Annotated in this window: 16 protein-coding genes; 13 read left to right on the top strand and 3 right to left on the bottom strand. The window is 70.6% G+C overall.

Translation table 11 applies throughout. The annotated features are described in order from the left end of the window. Positions 1-555: 555 nt before the first annotated feature. Positions 556-1,224 (top strand): LuxR C-terminal-related transcriptional regulator, encoded by a 669-nt coding sequence (locus ACQPXM_RS25915; RefSeq protein ID WP_432937830.1) that lies wholly within the window; start codon positions 556-558, stop codon positions 1,222-1,224. A 341-nt stretch (positions 1,225-1,565) separates the two neighbouring features. Here the strand turns inward: ACQPXM_RS25915 and ACQPXM_RS25910 are convergent, their stop codons facing one another. Continuing rightward, positions 1,566-5,270, bottom strand: a complete 3,705-nt coding sequence (locus ACQPXM_RS25910) for a BTAD domain-containing putative transcriptional regulator (protein ID WP_432937827.1) — start codon at positions 5,268-5,270, stop codon at positions 1,566-1,568. 291 nt (positions 5,271-5,561) lie between these two features. On the opposite strand from ACQPXM_RS25910, the gene fxlM reads away from it, so the two are divergent. Next, on the top strand, positions 5,562-6,752 hold the full coding sequence (gene fxlM / locus ACQPXM_RS25905; RefSeq protein WP_432937824.1) for a methyltransferase, FxLD system: 1,191 nt from the start codon (positions 5,562-5,564) through the stop codon (positions 6,750-6,752). On the opposite strand, the gene ACQPXM_RS25900 is transcribed toward fxlM, so the two are convergent. After that, positions 6,733-7,602 carry a hypothetical protein gene (locus ACQPXM_RS25900; protein WP_432937822.1) on the bottom strand — a complete coding sequence of 290 codons (870 nt, stop codon included), beginning with the start codon at positions 7,600-7,602 and terminating at the stop codon, positions 6,733-6,735. The genes fxlM and ACQPXM_RS25900 overlap by 20 nt on opposite strands. A gap of 169 nt (positions 7,603-7,771) precedes the next feature. Here ACQPXM_RS25900 and efp point away from each other — a divergent pair, with 169 nt between their 5' ends. Further along, entirely contained in the window at positions 7,772-8,305 is a 534-nt protein-coding gene (efp, locus tag ACQPXM_RS25895) for an elongation factor P (RefSeq protein WP_237771281.1), read from the top strand. Positions 8,306-8,337: 32 nt separating this feature from the next. After that, positions 8,338-8,748 carry a transcription antitermination factor NusB gene (gene nusB, locus ACQPXM_RS25890; RefSeq protein WP_432937819.1) on the top strand — a complete coding sequence of 137 codons (411 nt, stop codon included), beginning with the start codon at positions 8,338-8,340 and terminating at the stop codon, positions 8,746-8,748. A 465-nt stretch (positions 8,749-9,213) separates the two neighbouring features. On the opposite strand, the gene bldD is transcribed toward nusB, so the two are convergent. Further along, positions 9,214-9,729, bottom strand: a complete 516-nt coding sequence (bldD, locus tag ACQPXM_RS25885; RefSeq protein ID WP_344173399.1) for a transcriptional regulator BldD — start codon at positions 9,727-9,729, stop codon at positions 9,214-9,216. Between the two features lie 218 nt (positions 9,730-9,947). Here bldD and pyrR point away from each other — a divergent pair, with 218 nt between their 5' ends. The 9 genes from pyrR to ACQPXM_RS25840 are packed head-to-tail and all read left to right on the top strand — an operon-like array spanning position 9,948 to position 20,091. Continuing rightward, complete coding sequence (pyrR, locus tag ACQPXM_RS25880; RefSeq protein ID WP_432937815.1) at positions 9,948-10,538, top strand: bifunctional pyr operon transcriptional regulator/uracil phosphoribosyltransferase PyrR; 591 nt, start codon at positions 9,948-9,950, stop codon at positions 10,536-10,538. After that, positions 10,538-11,482 (top strand): aspartate carbamoyltransferase catalytic subunit, encoded by a 945-nt coding sequence (locus ACQPXM_RS25875; protein ID WP_432937813.1) that lies wholly within the window; start codon positions 10,538-10,540, stop codon positions 11,480-11,482. Before pyrR ends, ACQPXM_RS25875 begins: the two co-directional genes overlap by 1 nt. After that, positions 11,479-12,789 (top strand): dihydroorotase, encoded by a 1,311-nt coding sequence (locus ACQPXM_RS25870; protein ID WP_432937811.1) that lies wholly within the window; start codon positions 11,479-11,481, stop codon positions 12,787-12,789. The genes ACQPXM_RS25875 and ACQPXM_RS25870 overlap by 4 nt, the downstream gene beginning before the upstream one ends. Beyond that, entirely contained in the window at positions 12,786-13,277 is a 492-nt protein-coding gene (locus ACQPXM_RS25865) for a hypothetical protein (protein WP_432937809.1), read from the top strand. Before ACQPXM_RS25870 ends, ACQPXM_RS25865 begins: the two co-directional genes overlap by 4 nt. Then, a complete protein-coding gene (carA, locus tag ACQPXM_RS25860; RefSeq protein WP_432937807.1) occupies positions 13,274-14,395 on the top strand; it encodes a glutamine-hydrolyzing carbamoyl-phosphate synthase small subunit in 1,122 nt (373 codons plus the stop codon). Before ACQPXM_RS25865 ends, carA begins: the two co-directional genes overlap by 4 nt. Then, complete coding sequence (gene carB, locus ACQPXM_RS25855) at positions 14,395-17,703, top strand: carbamoyl-phosphate synthase large subunit (protein ID WP_432937805.1); 3,309 nt, start codon at positions 14,395-14,397, stop codon at positions 17,701-17,703. Before carA ends, carB begins: the two co-directional genes overlap by 1 nt. Further along, positions 17,700-18,812: a quinone-dependent dihydroorotate dehydrogenase gene (locus ACQPXM_RS25850; RefSeq protein ID WP_432937802.1), complete on the top strand. Its 1,113-nt coding sequence runs from the start codon at positions 17,700-17,702 to the stop codon at positions 18,810-18,812. The genes carB and ACQPXM_RS25850 overlap by 4 nt, the downstream gene beginning before the upstream one ends. Beyond that, on the top strand, positions 18,809-19,666 hold the full coding sequence (pyrF, locus tag ACQPXM_RS25845) for an orotidine-5'-phosphate decarboxylase (RefSeq protein WP_432937800.1): 858 nt from the start codon (positions 18,809-18,811) through the stop codon (positions 19,664-19,666). The genes ACQPXM_RS25850 and pyrF overlap by 4 nt, the downstream gene beginning before the upstream one ends. Beyond that, a complete protein-coding gene (locus ACQPXM_RS25840; protein WP_432937798.1) occupies positions 19,666-20,091 on the top strand; it encodes a hypothetical protein in 426 nt (141 codons plus the stop codon). Before pyrF ends, ACQPXM_RS25840 begins: the two co-directional genes overlap by 1 nt. Positions 20,092-20,155: the final 64 nt, after the last annotated feature.

The following is a 20,155-nucleotide window of genomic DNA, read 5'->3' as shown; positions in this document are numbered from 1 at the left end:
GTCGGCAGCCTGGTCTTCGCTCCGGCGTTTCGTGGGTTGACCCACGAGATGGCCAATTCAGGGGGGCGAAATCCGGTCGGCCAACGGTGCATCTCGTGGGTTCACCCACCAAATGCGGTCCAGCAGCCACCAGGTCAGCCGGGTCGGACGCTGCCAATGACGTCGGGCGGCGCTGGATCGGTACAAGGCGGCGCTGGATCGGTACAAGGTAGTCGGCGCGACCTGCCCGATCGGCGGGCCTCGCGGGCAGCCCGCGGGGGCAGACAAGCCCGCCGGGAGGGCAGGAAACGGGCATGAGACGCCGGTGAAACGGCGACCGGGCAGGCTGTGTCGCGGGTCGGGGTCCCGGGGAAACGGCGTGAGCCGCCGGCCGTGGCAGTCGAACCTTGCGGAGGTCCATCGGGGGACCACAGGGCACGACCGCGGCGGCCGGCGGTGAGCGTCGGTAGTTGCCCGCAAGGGCAGCGCCTTCGGGAACCACGACGGAATCGACCGAGCTTGGGGGTTTGTGTGACTGCGGATGCGATTCGTTCCGTTCAACACTCTGGGGGAGTGATGCCCGTGAAACAGCGCCGGATACCCGTCTGGGTGAAGGCACTCGACCCGCTCTCGCAGTTCGGGCTGGTGCACGCGCTCCGGCCGCGCCCGGAGATCGCTCTGCTGAGCGAGGCCGATCTGCCCGGGATCCAGCAGCCGAACGACCAGCGCCCCACCCCGCCAGTGGTCGCGCTGATCGCCGTCGACTCGCTCGACCCGGTCGCGATCCAGGTTCTCCGGTCGGCCACGCAGCGCGGCTGCCGCCGGACCGTGCTGATCAGCAGCGCGATCGACGACGACGCGCTGATGACCGCGGTCGAGCTCGGCGTCTCCGGCGTACTGCGCCGTGCCGAGGCCACCGCCGACCGCATCGTCCACCTGCTGCAGACCGCCGCCGCCGGTGACGGCAGCCTCCCGCCGGACCTGCTCGGCCGGCTCCTCGGCCAGGTGTCGCGCATGCAGCGCCATGTCCTGACGCCACGCGGCCTGTCCCGCACCGGGCTGTCCGACCGTGAGACACAGGTCCTCCGACTCGTTGCTGACGGCAAGGACACCCAGGAGATCGCCCGCGAGCTGTCGTACTCCGAACGCACGGTGAAAAACGTCCTGCACGACGTCACCAGCCGCCTCCAACTCCGCAACCGCTCCCACGCGGTCGCGTACGCCCTGCGCGAGGGGTTGATCTAGCCGGACGCGGTCGCGTACGCCGTGCGTGTGAGGGGTTGATCTAGCTGGACGCGGTCGCCAAGGCCGTGCGTGAGGGGTTTGATCTAGCTAGACGCGGCCGCCTACGCCCTGCGCGAGGGCTGCTCTAGCTCGACGTGGCTGCCGAGGTTCCTGTCTCAGCCCGACGCTTGGAGGGTGGCGCCGGGAGGAGAGGGAACACGGCTCGCGAGCATATGGACGGTTAACCCATGGACTGGTGGGTTCGACCTGCGCAGGCGGGCATCGAACCCACCACATCGGGGGTTAACCGCCCAAAGTGGTCGGGGGGTACGACGAAGAGGCGATGAGAGGTACGCCGGCGGCTAGTCGAGGTAGCGGTCGGCTAGCTCTTCGAGGGGTAGGTCTTGGGCCGACTCGATGATCTTGTCGGCGGTGGATCCCAGGGCCTCGTACGCCGTGGTGCGGGCTTGGGCGACGTCGGCGAGTTCGTCGGGGACCTGGACCGGGAGGCCGAGTTTGGTGCGGTGCTGTTCGGTCGCGGCGAGCAGCTGCAGTCCTTCCTCGGCCCGGCCCTCGGCGACCGCCAGGCAGGCGATCGACTCCAGCGCTCCGCATATGCCCATCGAGAACGCGCTCTCCCGTGCTCTCCTCAGGCTCTCGACCGCCCAGCGGTGGGCCAGTTCGTGCTGTCCGGTCTGGCGGGCGACGATCGCCAGGTTCTCCATCGCGATCGCGACGCCGCCGAAGTCCTCGATCTCCTGCCAGCGGTCCCGGGCGGCCTCGAACAGTTCGGTCGCTTCGGCGGGGTGGCGGAGGTTGCGGTGCGCCAGGCCCATGTAGTTCAGCGCCGAGGCGCGCGCTCTCCGGGTGACGCGGTCGTCGGCCCGGCAGCGCTGTTCGACCTCCTCCGCGTGCGCGAGCGTCGCGACCATGTCGCCCTGCGCGAGGCACGTCCGGGTGAGTGACATCAGCCCGATCGTCACCTTCTCTTCGTCGCCGAGCGCGCGGAAGGCCGCCAGGGAGCGCTCTCCGATGGTCCTGGCCTCGGTGATCAGTCCGCGGTTGCGGGTCAGACTCGCGACCGTGCTCAGTCCCGCGGCGTACTCGTCGGAATCCGGCGGCAGCACCGCCAACGACCGCTCGAGCCACTCCGACGCCTCGACCATCAACCCACGTCCGGGCCAGTACCACCACAGCGGTGCGACGAGCGCGCTCACCTTCTCCGCCTGCGCGCCTTCGCCCAGGCACCAGTCGATCGCCGCGAGCAGGTTCGCCTCCTCGGCGCCGACGCCGGTGTTGTTCCGGGCGCCCATGCCTTCGTACCGGCGTACGAAACAGCCGTACCACTCCACATGCCGGCCACGCAGGAGTTCTTCTTCACCGGCTTCGCGCAGCCGCTCGAGGGCATAGTCGCGGACGGTCTCCAGCAGCCGGAACCTGACGCCCTCGGCGCTGCTCTCGACCGTCAGCACACACCGCTCGACGAGCTCAGCCAGCACTGCGCCGACCTCCTCGGCGGGTAGCACCTCGCGTGCGTTCGCATCCGCGGTGACGAGTCCTGCATCTGTCGGCGGATCGGTGACAGGCGCGCCCGTGGGGTCGGGTAGGGGAGTCCCCGGCGCGGGCGCGGCATCCGCGCTCTCCCTTGGAACGGTGGGGTTGGCCGAGGTGTCGAGGTTGGCGCTGCGCGAACTGGCGCTGCCCGGTACGGCGGCGCCCGAGGTAGGAGTTCCCGCGGTGACGGTGGCCGAGGTATCGGCGCCGGCGCTGTCAGCGAGGGGTGTGCTCGATGGGCTGCGGGTAGGTCCAACCTCCCGGTCTCCCGCGGTGGTCGGGGTAGCGCTGTCGGTCGGAGTGCTGGGCATGGCCGCCGTCGCCGGGTCGGTGCGCGGGCCTGTCGGGTCGTCGGTCGAGGTACGCGGGCCAGTCGGGTTGTCCGTCGAGGTCGGCGGGTCGGCGATGACTGCTTGGGCGGCTTCCGCGGTGAAGCCGCCGGCGAAGACGGACAGGCGGCGGAGGGCCACTCTTTCCGGGGTTTCGAGGAGCTCGTGGCTCCAGTCGAGCGCTGCGCGGAGGCTGGTGTGCCGGATTCCTGCGTCGCGCGGGCCGCGGACCAGGAGGCGCAGGCGGTTGTCGATGCGTTCGGCCAGTTGGGTGACCGACAACGTGCGGGTCAGACCGGCGGCGAGTTCGATGGCGAGGGGGAGACGGTCGACGGCTGCGCAGATCGCGTCGACTTCTGGGCCGGGCTCGGCGGCGCTGCGGGCGCAGAAGAGTTCGGCGGCCGCGGCGGCGGCCAAGGGGCGGAGACGCCGTTCTTCCTCGGCCGGGATCCTCAGCAGCCGTTGGGAAGTGACGATCACCGAGGTGCCGGCGCCGAACTTCAGCAGGCCTTCGACCAGCGCTGCCGTGTTGTCCACCAGGTGTTCTGCGTTGTCCAGTACGAGGAGACCGCCGGTCAGTTCCTCCGCGCAGCGGGCCAACGGGTCTTCCGAGCTGCCGTCCACGCCGAGAGTCGCCGCGAGGACGGCGACCAGACTGTCCGATGGTCCCAACGGGCCCAGGTCCACCCAGCCGATCCGTCGTCCGCGGGCGCCCTCCCGCCAGGCGACCTCCCGCGCCAGGCGGGTCTTGCCGACCCCGGGACCGCCGGTCAAGGTCACCACCTTGGCGTACGGCGCGGTGTCGCCTGCCCGCACCTTGTCGGTGGACGAACCCGCCTGGTCGCGGCCGAGCCCCGACGACCCGTTGTCGGCGCTGTCGCCCACGATGCCGATCCGTTCACGGTCGACGTGGTGGACCTCCGCCTGGTGGCTGTGCCGGAGCCCGTCGCTCAACACGCCCGTGCGATCGCTGGATCTGGACCCGTTGTTCGGGACGCCGGTGCGGTCGCTGGGTCGGGACTCGTTGTTCGGGACGCCCGTGCGGTCGCTTCCGCTCGGTCGCTGCCCGCCTTCGCTTGGCTGCGGTCCGCTGCTCGTCAGGGGATGTCCGCCGAACGCCTCCGGTGCGGCGATCTGCGCCAGCAGTTCGGCGTACTCGCGGTCTCGGCCGACGAAGGCTTTGTGGGCCTGGGGCAACGAAATCGTCGGTGGGAGCTGGTGCGGTGGGGGAGTGGAGGCGGAGGTGGAAGGGTTGCGGGCCGGGGCGAGGGCCCCGCCGTTGCGGAGTTGGTGTTCCAAGCCGGCGGTTTCGGGCGAGGGGTCGATGCCGAGTTCGTCGGCCAGGCGTTCGCGGAGAGCATCTAGGCGGGAGAGCGCTCCCTGGAGATCTCCCGCGCGGACGGCGGCGGTGGCTGCGAGGCGGACCAGTCGTTCGTGCAGCGGGTACTTGCCGATGAGGCGTTCGAGTTCGTCGTCGATTCCGCCCGTGCCGAGTTCGAGGCCGCTTTCAACCCAGTCGAGGCGGAGCTCAACGCACAGCGATTCGAGTCGCTGCTGCTCGGCGACGACGAATGGCAGGTCCGGTAGGTCTTGCAGTGGGTCGCCGCGCCAGCAGTTCAATGCGGCATCGGCGGCGGCGTGCACCTCGGCCCAGCGGCCGGCTCGGCGTGCGGTCTCGAGTTCTGCGACCCGATTGGTGACCTCGGCCAGGTCGTCCGCGACGGCGTCGAGCCGGAAGCCGGCCGCCGTACGGGCCAAGGCCGCGCTCTCTTCGCCCAGCGCACCGCGCAGTCGCGAAGCGAGCACGCGCAACCGCGCCGAAGGCCGCGCGAGCTCGGCGTCACCCCACAGGTCTCGCACGAGCACGTCGTCGGCGACGGCTTCACCTTTGGCCAGTGCGAGCCGCACCGCCAGCGCGCGAACCAAGGGCTGCCGAAGAGAGATCCTGCCGGGACCGGCGCCCGGCGCGGCGTGGTGAGCGTCGGCGTCGGGCGCGGTGCTCGGCCCGGCGTGGTGCGCGTTGAGCTCGGTGCCCGGCCAGACGCGAGCCGTGCCGGGCTCAGGCTCGCGCCCGATGCGAGCCGCGCCGGGCTCAGGCTCCCGCCCGACGCGAGCCGCGCCGGGCTCAGGCTCGCGCCCGATGCCAGCCGTGCCGGGCTCAGGCTCGCGCGTGGCGATCTCCACCGGGCCCAGGACTCGTACCCTGAGCCGAGGCTCGTCGCCGTGTCGCGTTGTCACCTCACCACCGCACCCAGGTCCGCCATCCACGGAATCTTCCCATGCCCGGCGCCGGTCGGTGCTGTGAATTCCGTCGCCGACCGGTCACCGACGGTGACGACCATGCTTTCTTGCTTGAGGCAACTGACAGCCGGCGGCCCACGGCAGGACCCCGGCTCCGGACCGCTCGGACCGAAGCCTCCGCCCGTCTACAGTGGGCACCATGGCCGGGCAGCGCGTGCGGGCTGGAGCTGGGAGATGAACGGCGATCCTCGGTACGCCGAGGCGCTGCGGGCCGGGCTGGTCGACGTGCTGAGATCGCAGGGAGCGCTCTCCAGCGATCGGGTCGCGGCCGCGTTCCGGGTCGTGCCGCGGCACGTGTTCGTACCGGACGTCCCCATCGAGGTCGCGTACGCCGACGACGTCGTGCTGATGAAACGCGACGACGCGGGCGTGGCGATCAGTTCGGTGTCGCAGCCGGCGATCGTCGCGGTGATGCTGGAGCAGGCCGGGATCGAGCCGGGGCATCGCGTGCTGGAGATCGGATCGGGCGGCTACAACGCGGCTCTGCTGAGCGAGCTGGCCGGTGAGGACGGCGAGGTCACCACGATCGACATCGACCCGGAGGTCACCGAGCGGGCGTCGGCGACGTTGCGAGCGGCCGGGTACAAGGCGGTCCGGGTCGTGCAGACCGACGGCGTCGAAGGCTGGGACGCCGGTGCGCCGTACGACCGGATCGTGGTGACGGTGACCGCGGGGGAGATCGCACCGGCTTGGATGGACCAACTGGCGCCGGGCGGGCGGATCGTCGTACCGCTGCGGATCCGCGGCCAGACCCGGTCACTCGCGCTGGACCTGCAGAGCGACGGGTCGTTGCGCAGCCGGTCGAGTGTGAACTGCGGCTTCGTGTCGATGCAGGGCGCGGGCGCCGATCCCGGGCGGGTGGTGCCGGTCGTGGACGGCGAGGTCGTGCTGCGGATGGACTCCGACCAGACCATCGGCAAACCCTCGCTGGACGGGCCGGCAGTCGTCCGTTGGACGCGCGTCCTGCTCGGTCGCGAGGAACCGTTCTGCCAGCTCGACCTCTGGCTCGCCTCGGTCTTCGAGCAGTACTGCGTGATGTCGACCAGTCGGGCGGCGGTGAAGAAGCGCCTGGTGCGCCCGGCGTTGCGCTGGGGCGGCGCGGCCGTCGTCCGCGGCGAGACGATCGCCTATCTCGCCTCGCAGGCCGGCCCGAAGCGGAACCTGGTCGAGCTCGGCGTCCGCGCCCACGGACCGGCCGCGGTGCTGTTGGCGGAGGAGGTCGCCGAGCAGATCCGCACCTGGGACGCCGTGCAACGCGGCAGGCCCGACCCGGTGTTTCTGATCCACCCAGCCGGTACGACGGACCTGCCGGACGGCCCGCACTTCCGGACCAGGAACTGCGTCGTCACCCCGCGCTGGGACTAGCGCCCGGCCGCCCGTGGTCGCGGACGGTCTTCCAGAGTTCGTCCATGTCGGAGCGGTCGCCGGGCTCGGGCAGGTCGACCCAGCCGCTGGCCCAGCTCTCCTTGTCGTCCTGGTTGGTGTCGAAGATCGACTCCGCGAACGCGGCCGAGCCGACGTACCTCTCCCGCGGACCGTCCGCAGAACCAGCCCCGGAGACCGCCGCCGAGCCGCCACCTTCACGATCACGCCCGGCCTCACCCGCCGCGCCGTCACCCGCCGCGCCACCACCCGACTTGGCCGCCGGCGCGACCAGCGACCGCGCCCGCTTCTGCGCGTCGATGATGCCGAGGTCCTGCTCGTCGCACAGCAGCCGCACCGCCGCGACCTCGTTGCCGGACTTCATCAGTTCGCGCACGCGCTGGTCGAGATCGCGCTGCGACACCTTGGGCTGTACGGCGCGCTGGCCCGGCGCGGGCGGTGCGTACCACGGTGCCGGCGGCTGGAACTGGCCTGGCTGCCCGAACGGCATCGCCTGCTGGGGAGCGCCCGCGTACGGCGTGGGGCCGGCGTACTGGCTGTCGTGCCGACCTGCCAGCTGTGCGGAGTTCTGCACCGGCATGCCGGCGTGACCCGGGCTGCCGTAGCCCTGCGCCGGTGGCTGCTGACCGTGGCCGAACGTCGGCTGGGTGTACTGCCCCTGCAACGTCGCCGGCTGGATGCCCTGCTGGGCCTGCAGCCGCGCGATCAGCCGCTGCACGCGCGGCGACGGCGTACCAGGGTTTCGCCCGCCCCGGTCGGCGGCGTTGAGCCGCCGGGTGACGACCGTGATGACGATGAACACGATCACCGGGATCAACAACGCTTCGACCATCGGGCGACCTCTCTCGGCGGCGCGGACTGACCTGCCACCTCCACCCTAGGGCCCCGGGGGTCCGCACGAATCGGCCGATCGGTGTCCCGACCGCTACAATCCGGTGTACCGCTGATCGATCTTCGAAGGGTTCCCACGCGTGGCAACGACGAACGACCTCAAGAACGGCATGGTGCTCAACCTGGATGGGCAGCTGTGGTCCGTCGTGTGGTTCCAGCACCACAAGCCCGGCAAGGGTGGCGCCGTGATGCGGACCAAGCTGAAGAACGTGCTGTCCGGCAAGGTGGTCGACAAGACCTTCAACGCCGACGTCAAGGTCGAGGTGGCGAACGTCGACAAGCGCGACATGACGTACCTGTACAACGACGGCTCCGCCTACGTCTTCATGGACAAGTCGACCTACGAGCAGCTGACGATCCAGCCCGACGTGGTCGGTGACGCCTCCCACTTCCTGCTGGAGAACCAGGACGCGATCGTCGCGGTGCACGAGGAACTCCCGCTGTACGTCGAGCTGCCGGCCTCGGTCGAGCTCACCATCGAGTACACCGAGCCCGGCCTGCAGGGCGACCGCTCCACCGGCGGCACCAAGCCGGCCAAGCTCGAGACCGGTTACACGATCAACGTCCCGCTGTTCCTGACCACCGGCGAGAAGGTCAAGGTGGACACCCGGACCGGGGACTACCTCGGCCGCGTCACGTCCTGACCGCCCGTCTCGGCTGGAGCTGACAACCGAACATGTCTGCCCGTAGCAAGGCCCGCAAACGCGCGCTGGACGTGCTGTACGAGTCGGAGGTGCGCGACCTGCCCGTCGGCGGCACGCTGGCCGACCGCGTGGCCGACAACGACCCGCCGGTGAACGAGTTCACCGTGGCGCTGGTCGAGGGGGTCGCGGAGCACATCGACGCGATCGACGACCTGCTCGGCACGCACTCGGTCGGCTGGTCGCTGGACCGGATGCCCGCCGTCGACCGCAACATCCTGCGGATCGGCGTCTACGAACTGCTCTTCGACGACCAGGTGCCGGACGTCGTCGCGGTCAGCGAGGCGGTCGCGCTCGCCCGCGACCTGTCCACCGACGAGTCGCCCGCGTTCGTCAACGGGCTGCTGGCCCGGCTGCTCCAGCTCAAGCCGACGCTCGGCGTCTGAGCCGCTCGCCCGGATCCCGGGCGACTGGCCGACCGCCTCGACGGTCGGCAAAACGATCAGGCCCGGTACCGCCTCGGTGCGGTCCCGGGCCGATTCGGCGTCCCCGTGTGCGGCGCGGGGGGAACGGCCCCGGCCTGATCGAGTCGTCACCGCGAACGGTGCCGGCTCGTGCTGCTTGGGTGCAGCTCTTCCTCACTAGGTACTACGCGGGTACTACGTCCTGACGGGTGCTGAATCGGCCCGTACGTCGCGGCGCGTGGTCCAGGGAGTGCGCCTGAGATGCGACGAAGGTGGTTCCCCGGCCGTGGAGCGCCGAGGACTCGCGGGTCAGCTGGGCGAGCGACGGGCACGTCCAGCCGGTGACAGCGAATCGTTCAGGAGGGCCCGCCACAGTGAAGTGGGGCGGGCAGGCGGCCGTGGGCAAGCTGCTACGAGCCCCGACCGTCTTGGTCACGCCGTACTGCTTCAGGCTCCGGCGGCCTCGGACGCGTCGTCGACGTCGCCCTTCGCCTCCGGGTTGAGCACGCCCCAGGAGATGAAGCGCTCGGTCAGGGTGGTCGGCGACTCGTCGTAGATCACGGCGAGCGTGCGCATGTCGTCCTGCCGGATCGACAGCACCTTGCCGTTGTAGTCCCCGCGCTGAGCCTGGATCGTGGCCGCGTACCGCGTGAGCGGACCGGCCTCGCTCGCGTCGAGGTGCTGCAGAGCCTCCAGGTCCAGGATCAACCTGGGCGGAGCGGCTGCCGCGGCGGCCGCGCTGGCGGATCCGGGCAGCAGCTCACGGATCGGCACGCCGTAGAAATCGGCGAGCTCCGCGAGCTTCTGGACCGTGACGGCTCGATCGCCGCGCTCGTACGAGCCGACGACGACCGCCTTCCAGCGACCCTTGGACTTCTCTTCCACGCCATGCAGCGACAGTCCCTGCTGCTGGCGGATGGCGCGTAGCTTGCCACCCAGTGTCTTCGCGTATTCGCTAGGCACGCTGGTTCTTCCCTCCGACTTGTGGTCATTCTCGTGGTGTGAAGACCGGCGTCCCGGATCTGGGCCGCCGGCTGAAACCCCCCACGATTACACAGAGTAACAATATTCCGGGCTGGAGGCCAGCGTCAAGACGGCGTGTCACTTCCGATACCATGTCAAGCGGTCCGAACGTCCTTTAAAGACCCGTCCGGTGAGGCGGGAAAGGAGGAACGGTTGCGATGAACCCTGCCCCGACGACGCACGAGTCGCCCGACTCGCACTTCTCGCCGCGCACAGTTCTTGATGCATCCGACATATCCCGGGCACTGACCCGGATCGCGCACGAGATCCTCGAGCGCAACCGGGGCGCCGACCCCGTCGTCCTGCTCGGCATCCCCACCCGTGGCGTCGGTCTGGCGGCCCGGATCCGCGACCGGATCGCGGCCGTGGAAGGGCGCAGTGTGCCCACAGGGTCACTCGATGTGACGATGTACCGCGACGACATCGGCCTGAAGCCGGCTCGCGCGCTGGAGCACACCGACATCCCGCCGGGCGGCATCGACGGCAAGGTGGTCGTGCTGGTCGACGACGTGCTGTTCTCCGGCCGGACGATCCGCGCCGCGCTGGACGCGATCGGCGACATCGGCCGGCCCAAGGCGGTCCAGCTGGCGGTCCTGGTCGACCGCGGTCACCGCGAGCTGCCGATCCGCGCCGACTACGTCGGGAAGAACCTGCCGACCTCCCTGGTCGAGCGGGTGACGGTCCACCTGACCGAGTACGACGAAGCCGACGCCGTCGTCATCGCCGACCGGACGGGAGCGAAGGTTTGATGAGGCATCTACTGAGTGCGGGAGATCTGTCCCGCGACGACGCCCACCTGATCCTGGACACCGCCGAGGAGATGCGCTCACTGGCGGACCGGCCGATCAAGAAACTGCCGGCGCTGCGCGGGCGAACGGTGGTGAACCTGTTCTTCGAGGACTCCACCCGGACCCGGATCTCGTTCGAGGCGGCCGCCAAGCGGCTGTCCGCCGACGTGATCAACTTCTCGGCCAAGGGCTCCAGCGTGAGTAAGGGCGAGAGCCTGAAGGACACCGCGCTGACCCTGCAGGCGATGGGCGCCGACGGCGTCGTCTGCCGGCACGGCTCGTCCGGCGCGCCGCACCTGCTGGCCACCTCCGGCTGGCTCAACGGCTCGGTCGTGAACGCCGGCGACGGCACCCACGAGCACCCGACCCAGGCGCTGCTCGACGCGTTCACGATGCGCCGCCACCTCGGCTCGCTGGAAGGCCGCCGGATCACGATCGTCGGTGACGTCCTGCACTCCCGGGTGGCCCGGTCGAACGTATTGCTGCTGTCCACTCTCGGCGCCGACGTCACGGTGGTGGCGCCGCCGACGCTGCTGCCGGTCGACATGACCAGTTGGCCGTGCGCGACGTCGTACGACCTGGACGCTGCGTTGCCCAAGAGCGACGCGGTGATGATGCTGCGGGTCCAGCGCGAGCGGATGGGTGAGGCGTTCTTCCCCAGCGCCCGCGAGTACACCCGGCGCTACGGCCTGGACGTGCACCGGATGGCGCAGCTGCCGGACGAGGCGATCGTGCTGCACCCCGGCCCGATGAACCGCGGCATGGAGATCAGCGCCGAGGTCGCCGACTCGACCCGCTCGGTGATCGTCGAGCAGGTCACGAACGGCGTGGCGATCCGGATGGCCGTGCTCTATCTGCTGCTGTCGGGAACGAACGAAACGACCAACGAGGAGCCCACAGCATGACCGCGTACCTGATCACCGGAGCCACGATCGTCGGCGGTGAGGTGGCGGACATCCTCCTCGACAACGGCGAAATCGTGGCCATCGGCAATGACCTGCCGACGCCCGAGAACGCCGAGCGCATCGACGCCGCCGGCCTGATCGCGCTGCCCGGCCTGGTCGACCTGCACACCCACCTGCGCGAGCCCGGCCGCGAGGACGCCGAGACCGTGCTGACCGGCACCCGGGCCGCCGCTGTCGGCGGGTTCACCGCGGTCTTCGCGATGGCCAACACCGATCCGTGCGCCGACACCGCCGGTGTGGTCGAGCAGGTCTGGCGTTTGGGTCGCGAGAGCGGGTACGCCGACGTCTTCCCGATCGGCGCGGTCACGGTCGGCCGCCAGGGCACGCAGCTCGCCGAGCTGGGCGCGATGGCGGACTCCGCGGCCCGCGTCCGGGTCTTCTCCGACGACGGCGACTGCGTCTGGGACGCCGCGCTGATGCGCCGCGCGCTGGAGTACGTGAAGGCCTTCGGCGGCGTGATCGCCCAGCACGCGCAGGAGCCGCGGCTGACCAAGGGCGCGCAGATGAACGAGGGCGCGCTGTCCGGCGTGCTCGGGCTGACCGGCTGGCCGAGTGTGGCCGAGGAGTCGATCATCGCCCGCGACATCCTGCTGAACGCGCACGTCGGGTCCAAGCTGCACATCTGCCACCTGTCCACCAAGGGCTCGGTGGAAATCGTCCGCGCGGCGAAGAAGCGCGGACTGGAGGTGACGGCCGAAGTCACGCCGCACCACCTGCTGCTCACCGAGGATCTGGCCGCGTCGTACAACCCGGTCTACAAGGTGAACCCGCCGCTGCGGACCAAGGCCGACGTCGAGGCGGTCCGCGAAGGCCTGGCCGACGGCACGATCGACATCGTCGCCACCGACCACGCGCCGCACCCGGTCGAGGACAAGGACTGCGAGTGGAGTGCGGCGGCGTTCGGCATGACCGGGCTGGAGACCGCGCTGAGTGTCGTCCAGCACTCGATGATCGACACCGGGCTGATGACCTGGGCCGACCTGGCCGACCGGATGAGCTACCGCCCGGCCGCGATCGGGCAGATCGGCGACCACGGCCGGCCGCTCGAGGCGGGCGCCCCGGCGAACCTGACGCTGGTCGACCCGGCCGCGCAGCGCACCGTCGTACCGGCGGAGAGCACGTCGCTGTCGCGCAACACGCCGTTCGAAGGAATGATCCTGCCGGGGCGGGTGGTCGCGACCTTCCTGCGCGGGACACCGACCGTGCTGGACGGACTGGCCGTTCTGAAGGAGAAGGCGGCCAAGTGAAGACCGTCCTGAGTATCGCCGGCACGCTGCTGGTGATCGCCGCCGCCTACTACGGCATGCTGCGCGGCTGGCGGAACCGCAAGGCCCGCCAGGCCGATCTCGCGCCGCTGCCGGAGGCGCCGGTCGACGACAAGACCGAGGGCGTCGAGGGCGTGTACGTCGCGACCACGACCGCGGGCGACTGGCTGGACCGGATCGCCGTGCACGAGCTCGGGGTCCGCAGCAACGCCGACCTGGCCGTCTCCCCGGCCGGTCTGATCTTCCACCGCCAGGGCGCGGCGGACGTGTTCATCCCGGCCGGGCAGCTGACCGGCGTACGGGCCGACCAGGGCATCGCCGGCAAGGTGACCGCCGACCGGTCCGGGCTCGTCGTGGTCACCTGGCAGCACGACGGCCGGGACCTGGACACCGGGTTCCGCCCGCGGCACAAGGCCGACACCCCTGCCCTGACCGCATCCATCACCACCCTGATCGGAGCCGAGAAATGAGCCAGAACGCACTGCTGGTCCTCGAGGACGGCCGCGCGTTCGCGGGTACGTCGTACGGAGCGACCGGTGAGACCTTCGGCGAGGCGGTCTTCACCACCGGGATGACCGGTTACCAGGAGACCCTGACCGACCCGTCGTACCACCGCCAGATCGTCACCCAGACCGCGCCGCACATCGGCAACACCGGCGTCAACGACGAGGACGACGAGTCGCAGAAGATCTGGGTCGCCGGGTACGTCGTCCGCGACCCCGCCCGGGTCTCCTCGAACTGGCGCGCCACCCGCTCGCTCGACGAGCAGCTGACCGCGCAGGGCATCGTCGGCATCTCCGGGATCGACACCCGCGCGCTGACCCGCCACCTGCGCGAGCGCGGCGCGATGCGGGCAGGCATCTCGACCGAGACGCTGGACCCGGCCGAGCTGCTGAAGAAGGTGCTCGAGCAGCCGCCGATGACCGGCGCGGACCTGGCCTCCGAGGTCACCACCTTCGAGCCGTACGTCGTTGCGGCGCAGGGGGAGAAGCGGTTCACCGTGGTCGCACTCGACCTCGGCATCAAGACGATGACGCCGAAGCGGATGGCCGAGCGCGGCATCGAGGTGCACGTGCTGCCGGCCACCGCCTCGCTGGAGGAGGTGCTGGCGGTGAACCCGGACGGCATCTTCATGAGCAACGGCCCGGGCGACCCGGCGACCACCGAGCACCCGACCACGCTGCTGAAGGAACTGCTGCAGCGCGGCAAGCCGTACTTCGGGATCTGCTTCGGCAACCAGGTCTTCGGCCGGGCGCTCGGGCTGGGCACGTTCAAGCTCAAGTACGGCCACCGCGGCATCAACCAGCCGGTGCTCGACCGGGTCACCGGCAAGGTCGAGATCACCTCGCAGAACCACGGCTTCGCGGTCGACGCTCCGATCGAGGAGACCGTCCAGACGCCGTACGGGACCGCCGAGGTCAGTCATGTCTCGCTCAACGACAACGTGGTCGAGGGTCTGAGGTTGACCGGTACCGACGGGCGGGTACTGGCGTTCTCCGTGCAGTACCACCCCGAGGCGGCGGCCGGCCCGCACGACTCGGCGTACCTGTTCGATCGCTTCGTGGAACTGATGGAAGGTCGTAACTGATGCCCCGCCGTACAGACATCGAATCGGTGCTGGTGATCGGGTCCGGCCCGATCGTGATCGGCCAGGCCTGCGAGTTCGACTACTCCGGCACCCAGGCGTGCCGGGTGCTCAAGGAGGAGGGGTTCCGGGTCATCCTGGTCAACTCCAACCCGGCCACGATCATGACCGACCCGGAGTTCGCCGACGCGACCTACGTCGAGCCGATCACGCCGGAGTTCGTCGAGAAGGTGATCGAGAAGGAGCGTCCGAACGTCCTGCTCGCCACGCTGGGCGGCCAGACCGCGCTGAACGCGGCGATCTCGCTGCACGAGAACGGCGTCCTGGAGAAGTACGGCGTCGAGCTGATCGGCGCGTCGGTGGACGCGATCCAGCGTGGTGAGAACCGGCAGTCGTTCAAGGGCATCGTCGAGAAGCTCGGCGCCGAGGTGGCCCGCTCGGTGATCTGCCACTCGATGGACGACGTGCTCGGCGCGGCCGCCGAGCTCGGCTACCCGCTGGTCGTCCGGCCGTCGTTCACGATGGGCGGCGTCGGGTCGGGCATGGCCCACGACGAGCACGACCTGCGCCGGATCGCCGGCGCCGGCCTGACCGCGAGCCCGACCACCGAGGTGCTGATCGAGGAGTCGATCCTCGGCTGGAAGGAGTACGAGCTGGAGGTGATGCGCGACAAGGCCGACAACGTCGTGATCATCTGCTCGATCGAGAACGTCGACCCGATGGGCGTGCACACCGGCGACTCGGTCACCGTCGCGCCGGCGATGACGCTGACCGACCGCGAGTACCAGACCATGCGGGACCTTGCCATCGGCATCATTCGCGAGGTCGGCGTCGACACCGGCGGCTGCAACATCCAGTTCGCGGTCAACCCGGCCGACGGCCGGCTGATCGTGATCGAGATGAACCCGCGGGTGTCGCGCTCGTCCGCGCTGGCCTCGAAGGCGACCGGCTTCCCGATCGCCAAGATCGCCGCCAAGGTCGCGATCGGCTACACCCTGGACGAGATCCCGAACGACATCACCCAGCAGACCCCGGCCAGCTTCGAGCCGACGCTGGACTACGTGGTCGTGAAGGTGCCGCGGTTCGCGTTCGAGAAGTTCCCGGCCGCCGACGCGACGCTGACCACGCACATGAAGAGCGTCGGCGAGGCGATGGCGATCGGCCGCAACTACACCGAGGCGCTGCAGAAGGCGCTGCGCTCGCTGGAGAAGCCGGAGGCCCGGTTCTCCTGGGCCGGTTCGCCGGCCACCGAGCTGGAGCCGCTGCTGGAGCGGATCAAGACGCCGCACGACGGCCGGCTGCGCACGATCATGGACGCGATCCGGGCCGGTGCGACACCGGAGCAGATCAACGACGCGACCAAGATCGACCCGTGGTTCGTCGACCAGCTGTACCTGATCCACGAGACCGCGCTGCAGGTCGCCGCCGCGCCCCGGCTGACCCCGGACATCCTCCGGCTGGCCAAGCGGCACGGCTTCTCCGACCTGCAGCTGGCCGAGATCCGCGACCTCGCCGAGGACGTCGTCCGCGGCGTCCGGCAGGCGCTGGGGATCCGGCCGGTCTACAAGACCGTCGACACCTGCGCGGCCGAGTTCGCCGCCACCACGCCGTACCACTACTCGTCGTACGACGAGGAGACCGAGGTCGCGCCGCGGGAGACCCCGGCCGTGCTGATCCTGGGCTCCGGCCCGAACCGGATCGGCCAGGGCATCGAGTTCGACTACTCCTGCGTGCACGCGTCGATGGCGCTGCGCGACGCCGGCTACTGCACGGTGATGGTGAACTGCAACCCCGAGACGGTCTCCACCGACTACGACACCTCCGACCGGCTTTACTTCGAGCCGCTCACCGCCGAGGACGTCCTGGAGATCGTGTACGCCGAGATGCAGGCGGGCCCGGTCGCGGGCGTGATCGTGCAGCTCGGCGGCCAGACCCCGCTCGGCCTGGCCCAGCGCCTGGCCGACGCCGGTGTGCCGATCGTCGGCACGTCGCCCGAGGCGATCCACCTGGCCGAGGAGCGCGGCGCGTTCGGCAAGGTGCTGGCCGACGCGAACCTGCCCGCCCCGAAGCACGGCACGGCGCTGTCGGCCGAGGAGGCGCACACGGTGGCCGAGGAGATCGGCTTCCCGGTGCTGGTCCGGCCGTCGTACGTGCTCGGTGGGCGCGGCATGGAGATCGTCTACAGCGACGCCGAGCTGACCGCCGCGCTGGAGCGGCTCAGCGGCGGGGCGAACGCGTGGGAGCACCCGGTGCTGATCGACCGGTTCCTCGACGACGCGGTCGAGATCGACGTCGACGGGCTGTTCGACGGCGACGAGCTGTTCCTCGGCGGCGTGATGGAGCACATCGAGGAGGCCGGTGTGCATTCCGGCGACTCGTCCTGCGCACTGCCGCCGATCACGCTCGGCAACGCCGACATCGAGAAGATCCGGCAGTCGACCGAGGCGATCGCGCGCGGCGTCGGCGTGCGCGGGCTGCTGAACGTGCAGTACGCGCTGGCCGGCGACGTGCTCTACGTCCTGGAGGCCAACCCGCGGGCGTCGCGGACCGTGCCGTTCGTGTCCAAGGCGACCGCGACGCCGCTGGCCAAGGCGGCCGCCCGGGTGATGCTCGGCGCGACCATCGCCGAGCTGCGGGCCGAGGGCATGCTGCCGGCGCAGGGCGACGGGGGCACGCTGCCGCCGTCGACGCCGATCGCGGTCAAGGAAGCGGTGATGCCGTTCAACCGGTTCCGGACCATCGACGGCGGCTCGGTCGACACGCTGCTCGGGCCCGAGATGCGCTCGACCGGCGAGGTGATGGGCATCGACGACACCTTCGGTACGGCGTTCGCCAAGTCGCAGGCCGGGGCCTCGCAGCCGCTGCCCGGCGAGGGCAAGGTTTTCGTGTCGGTCGCCAACCGCGACAAGCGGCACATGATCTTCCCGGTCAAGCGGCTGGCCGACCTGGGTTTCCAGATCTACGCCACGCAGGGCACCGCCGAGGTGCTGCGGCGCAACGGCGTCGAGGCGGTCACCGTGCGCAAGAGCAGCCAGGGCCCCGGCCCGAACGGCGAGCCGACGATCGTCCAGATGGTCCAGGACGGCGAGCTCAACCTGATCGTCAACACCCCGATCGGGATGACCCAGGGCGGGTCGCCGCGGATCGACGGCTACGAGATCCGCAGTGCGGCGGTGGCGCGCAACATCCCGTGCATCACCACCGTGCAGGGTCTGGCGGCCGCGGTGCAGGGCATCGAGGCGCAGCGGGCCGGTGACATCGGAGTGCGGTCGCTGCAGGACTGGGTGTCGCGGATCCGCGGTCAGCAGTGAGTACGGCGTACGAATCCCTGGTCCGGCCGGTCTTGTACCGGCTGGGCCGGGGTGACGCCGAGGTGGCGCACGAGCAGACGCTGCACGGGTTGCGGCGGCTGAGTCGCGTGCCGGGCGCGGTGAGCGCTCTCTCGCGCACGTACGGCGCCCTGCCGGGCTCGCTGGCCACGACGGTGTTCGGGGTGCGGTTCCCGAGCCCGGTCGGACTGGCCGCCGGGATGGACAAGAACGGGATCGCCCTGCCGGCCTGGCGGGCGCTCGGGTTCGGCTTCGTCGAGGTCGGCACGGTGACGGCGCACCCGCAGCCGGGCAACGAGAAGCCGCGGCTGTTCCGGCTGGTCCAGAGCGAGGCCGTGATCAACCGGATGGGGTTCAACAACCTCGGCTCGGCGGCGCTGGCCGAGCGGCTTTCGGCGTACGGCGAACTGGGGTACCCGCTGGGGATCTCGATCGGGAAGTCGAAGGTCACGCCGCTGGAGGAGGCGGTCGAGGACTACGTCACCTCGCTGCGCCGGCTGTACCGCTTCGGCGACTACTTCGCGGTGAACGTCAGCTCGCCGAACACCCCGGGCCTGCGTTCGCTGCAGGACGCCGGGCATCTGCGGGAGCTGCTCACCGCCCTGCGCGCTGAAGCCGGCGCACTGTCCGGGGCCGGCCAGTCCTCGTCGGCCGGCGAAGCCGTGCCGGGCTCGGCGGGCCCCCACCCCAAACCCATCCTGGTCAAGATCGCGCCCGACCTCACCGAGGCGGCGATCGACGAACTGCTCGGCGTCTGCACCGACGTCGGCGTCGCCGGGATCATCGCCACGAACACCACGATCGGCCGCCCGGGCATCGCCCCGGCCGACCAGGCGACGGCCGCCGAGACGGGCGGTCTGTCCGGCCGGCCACTGACCGAGATCTCGGCCAAGACCGTCGCCCACATCCACGCCGAGACCGGGGGAGCGCTGCCGATCATCGGTGTCGGCGGCGTGCTCGACCCGGACGACGCCGGCCGGCTTTTGGACGCGGGTGCGAGCCTGGTCCAGATCTACACCGGTCTCATCTACCGCGGCCCTGGCCTGGTCCGGCGGACCAACCGGCTGCTGGCCTCGAGGAACCCTTCATGAGAGAGCGTGATCTGACCATGAGCAACCAGCCCTTCGGGACGCGCCTGCGGGCGGCGATGGACGCACGCGGCCCGCTCTGCGTCGGGATCGACCCGCACGCCCACCTGCTCGACTCCTGGGGGCTGCCGGACACGCCCGAGGGCTTGGCCTCCTTCACGTACGGCGTGGTGGACGCGCTGGCCGACCGGGTGGCCGTGTTCAAGCCGCAGTCGGCGTTCTTCGAGCGGTTCGGCTCGGCCGGCATCGCCGTCCTGGAGCAGGCCACGCTCCGGCTGCGCGAGGCCGGCGCACTGGTGATCATCGACGCCAAGCGCGGTGACATCGGCACCACGATGGCCGGATACGCCGCGGCGTACCTGGCGGAGAAGGCGCCGCTGGCCTGCGACGCGCTGACCGTCAGCCCGTACCTCGGGTTCGGCTCGCTGCAGCCGGCGATCGACCTGGCGCGCGAGTCGGGTGCCGGGCTGTTCGTGCTGGCCCTCACCTCCAACCCGGAGGGGCCGCAGTTCCAGTCCGCGCGGACCGCCGACGGGCCGACCGTGGCGGGCGCCGTACTGGACGGGCTGCGGGCGCTGAACGCCGACGCGGACGACCTGGGGTCGTTCGGCGCGGTGGTCGGGGCGACGATCGCGAAGACGGAGGAGGACCTGGACGTCCGCGGACCGCTGCTCGCGCCGGGCCTCGGCGCCCAGGGCGCGACGGCCGAGAGCCTGGTCGACGTGTTCGGGACGGCGGTGCGCAACGTCGTACCGTCGAGCTCGCGGGAGATCCTGGGAGCCGGTCCGGACGCCGGGTCGCTGCAGGACGCCGCCGCGCGCGCCAACGACGCCTACCGCACCGTCCTGGGCTACTGATGGCCGCCGAAGGCCGGACCCGGAAGGTCGCGGCCGGTGTGGCCCTGCTGGTCGCCCTCGCGATGGGCGCGACGGCACTGATCGGGCCGATGGCCGCCGCGCCGAGCAGCAAGGAGCAGTACTGCACCGGGCTGCAGGCGTACGTCGGGCAGTTGAGCTCGTTCCGGGACCCGACCGACAGCGCGCAGTTGGACCGGCTGATCTCCGACGGCACCACACTGTCGAAGTCGGCGCCGGACGGGCTGCACGACCAGTGGGGTCTGCTGCTGAAGTACCTCGAGCAGATCCGGGCGACCGGTGGCGACCAGGCCAAGCTGCAGGAGCTGAACGCGTCGATCGACCCGGCGACCAGCCAGGGGATCCAGGCGATCGTCACCGATGGCCAGCAGAACTGCGCGGGCTCGGGCTCCGGCGAGACTGCCTGACGCGTCACGTCACGACCTGGTTCCGGCCAGGGTGTGCGACGTTGTTCACGGCGTGCCTTGCGTG

It is taken from the genome of Kribbella sp. CA-253562 (assembly GCF_050942265.1).
Classification (GTDB): domain Bacteria; phylum Actinomycetota; class Actinomycetes; order Propionibacteriales; family Kribbellaceae; genus Kribbella.
This window is presented reverse-complemented; position numbering and strand designations above follow the sequence as displayed.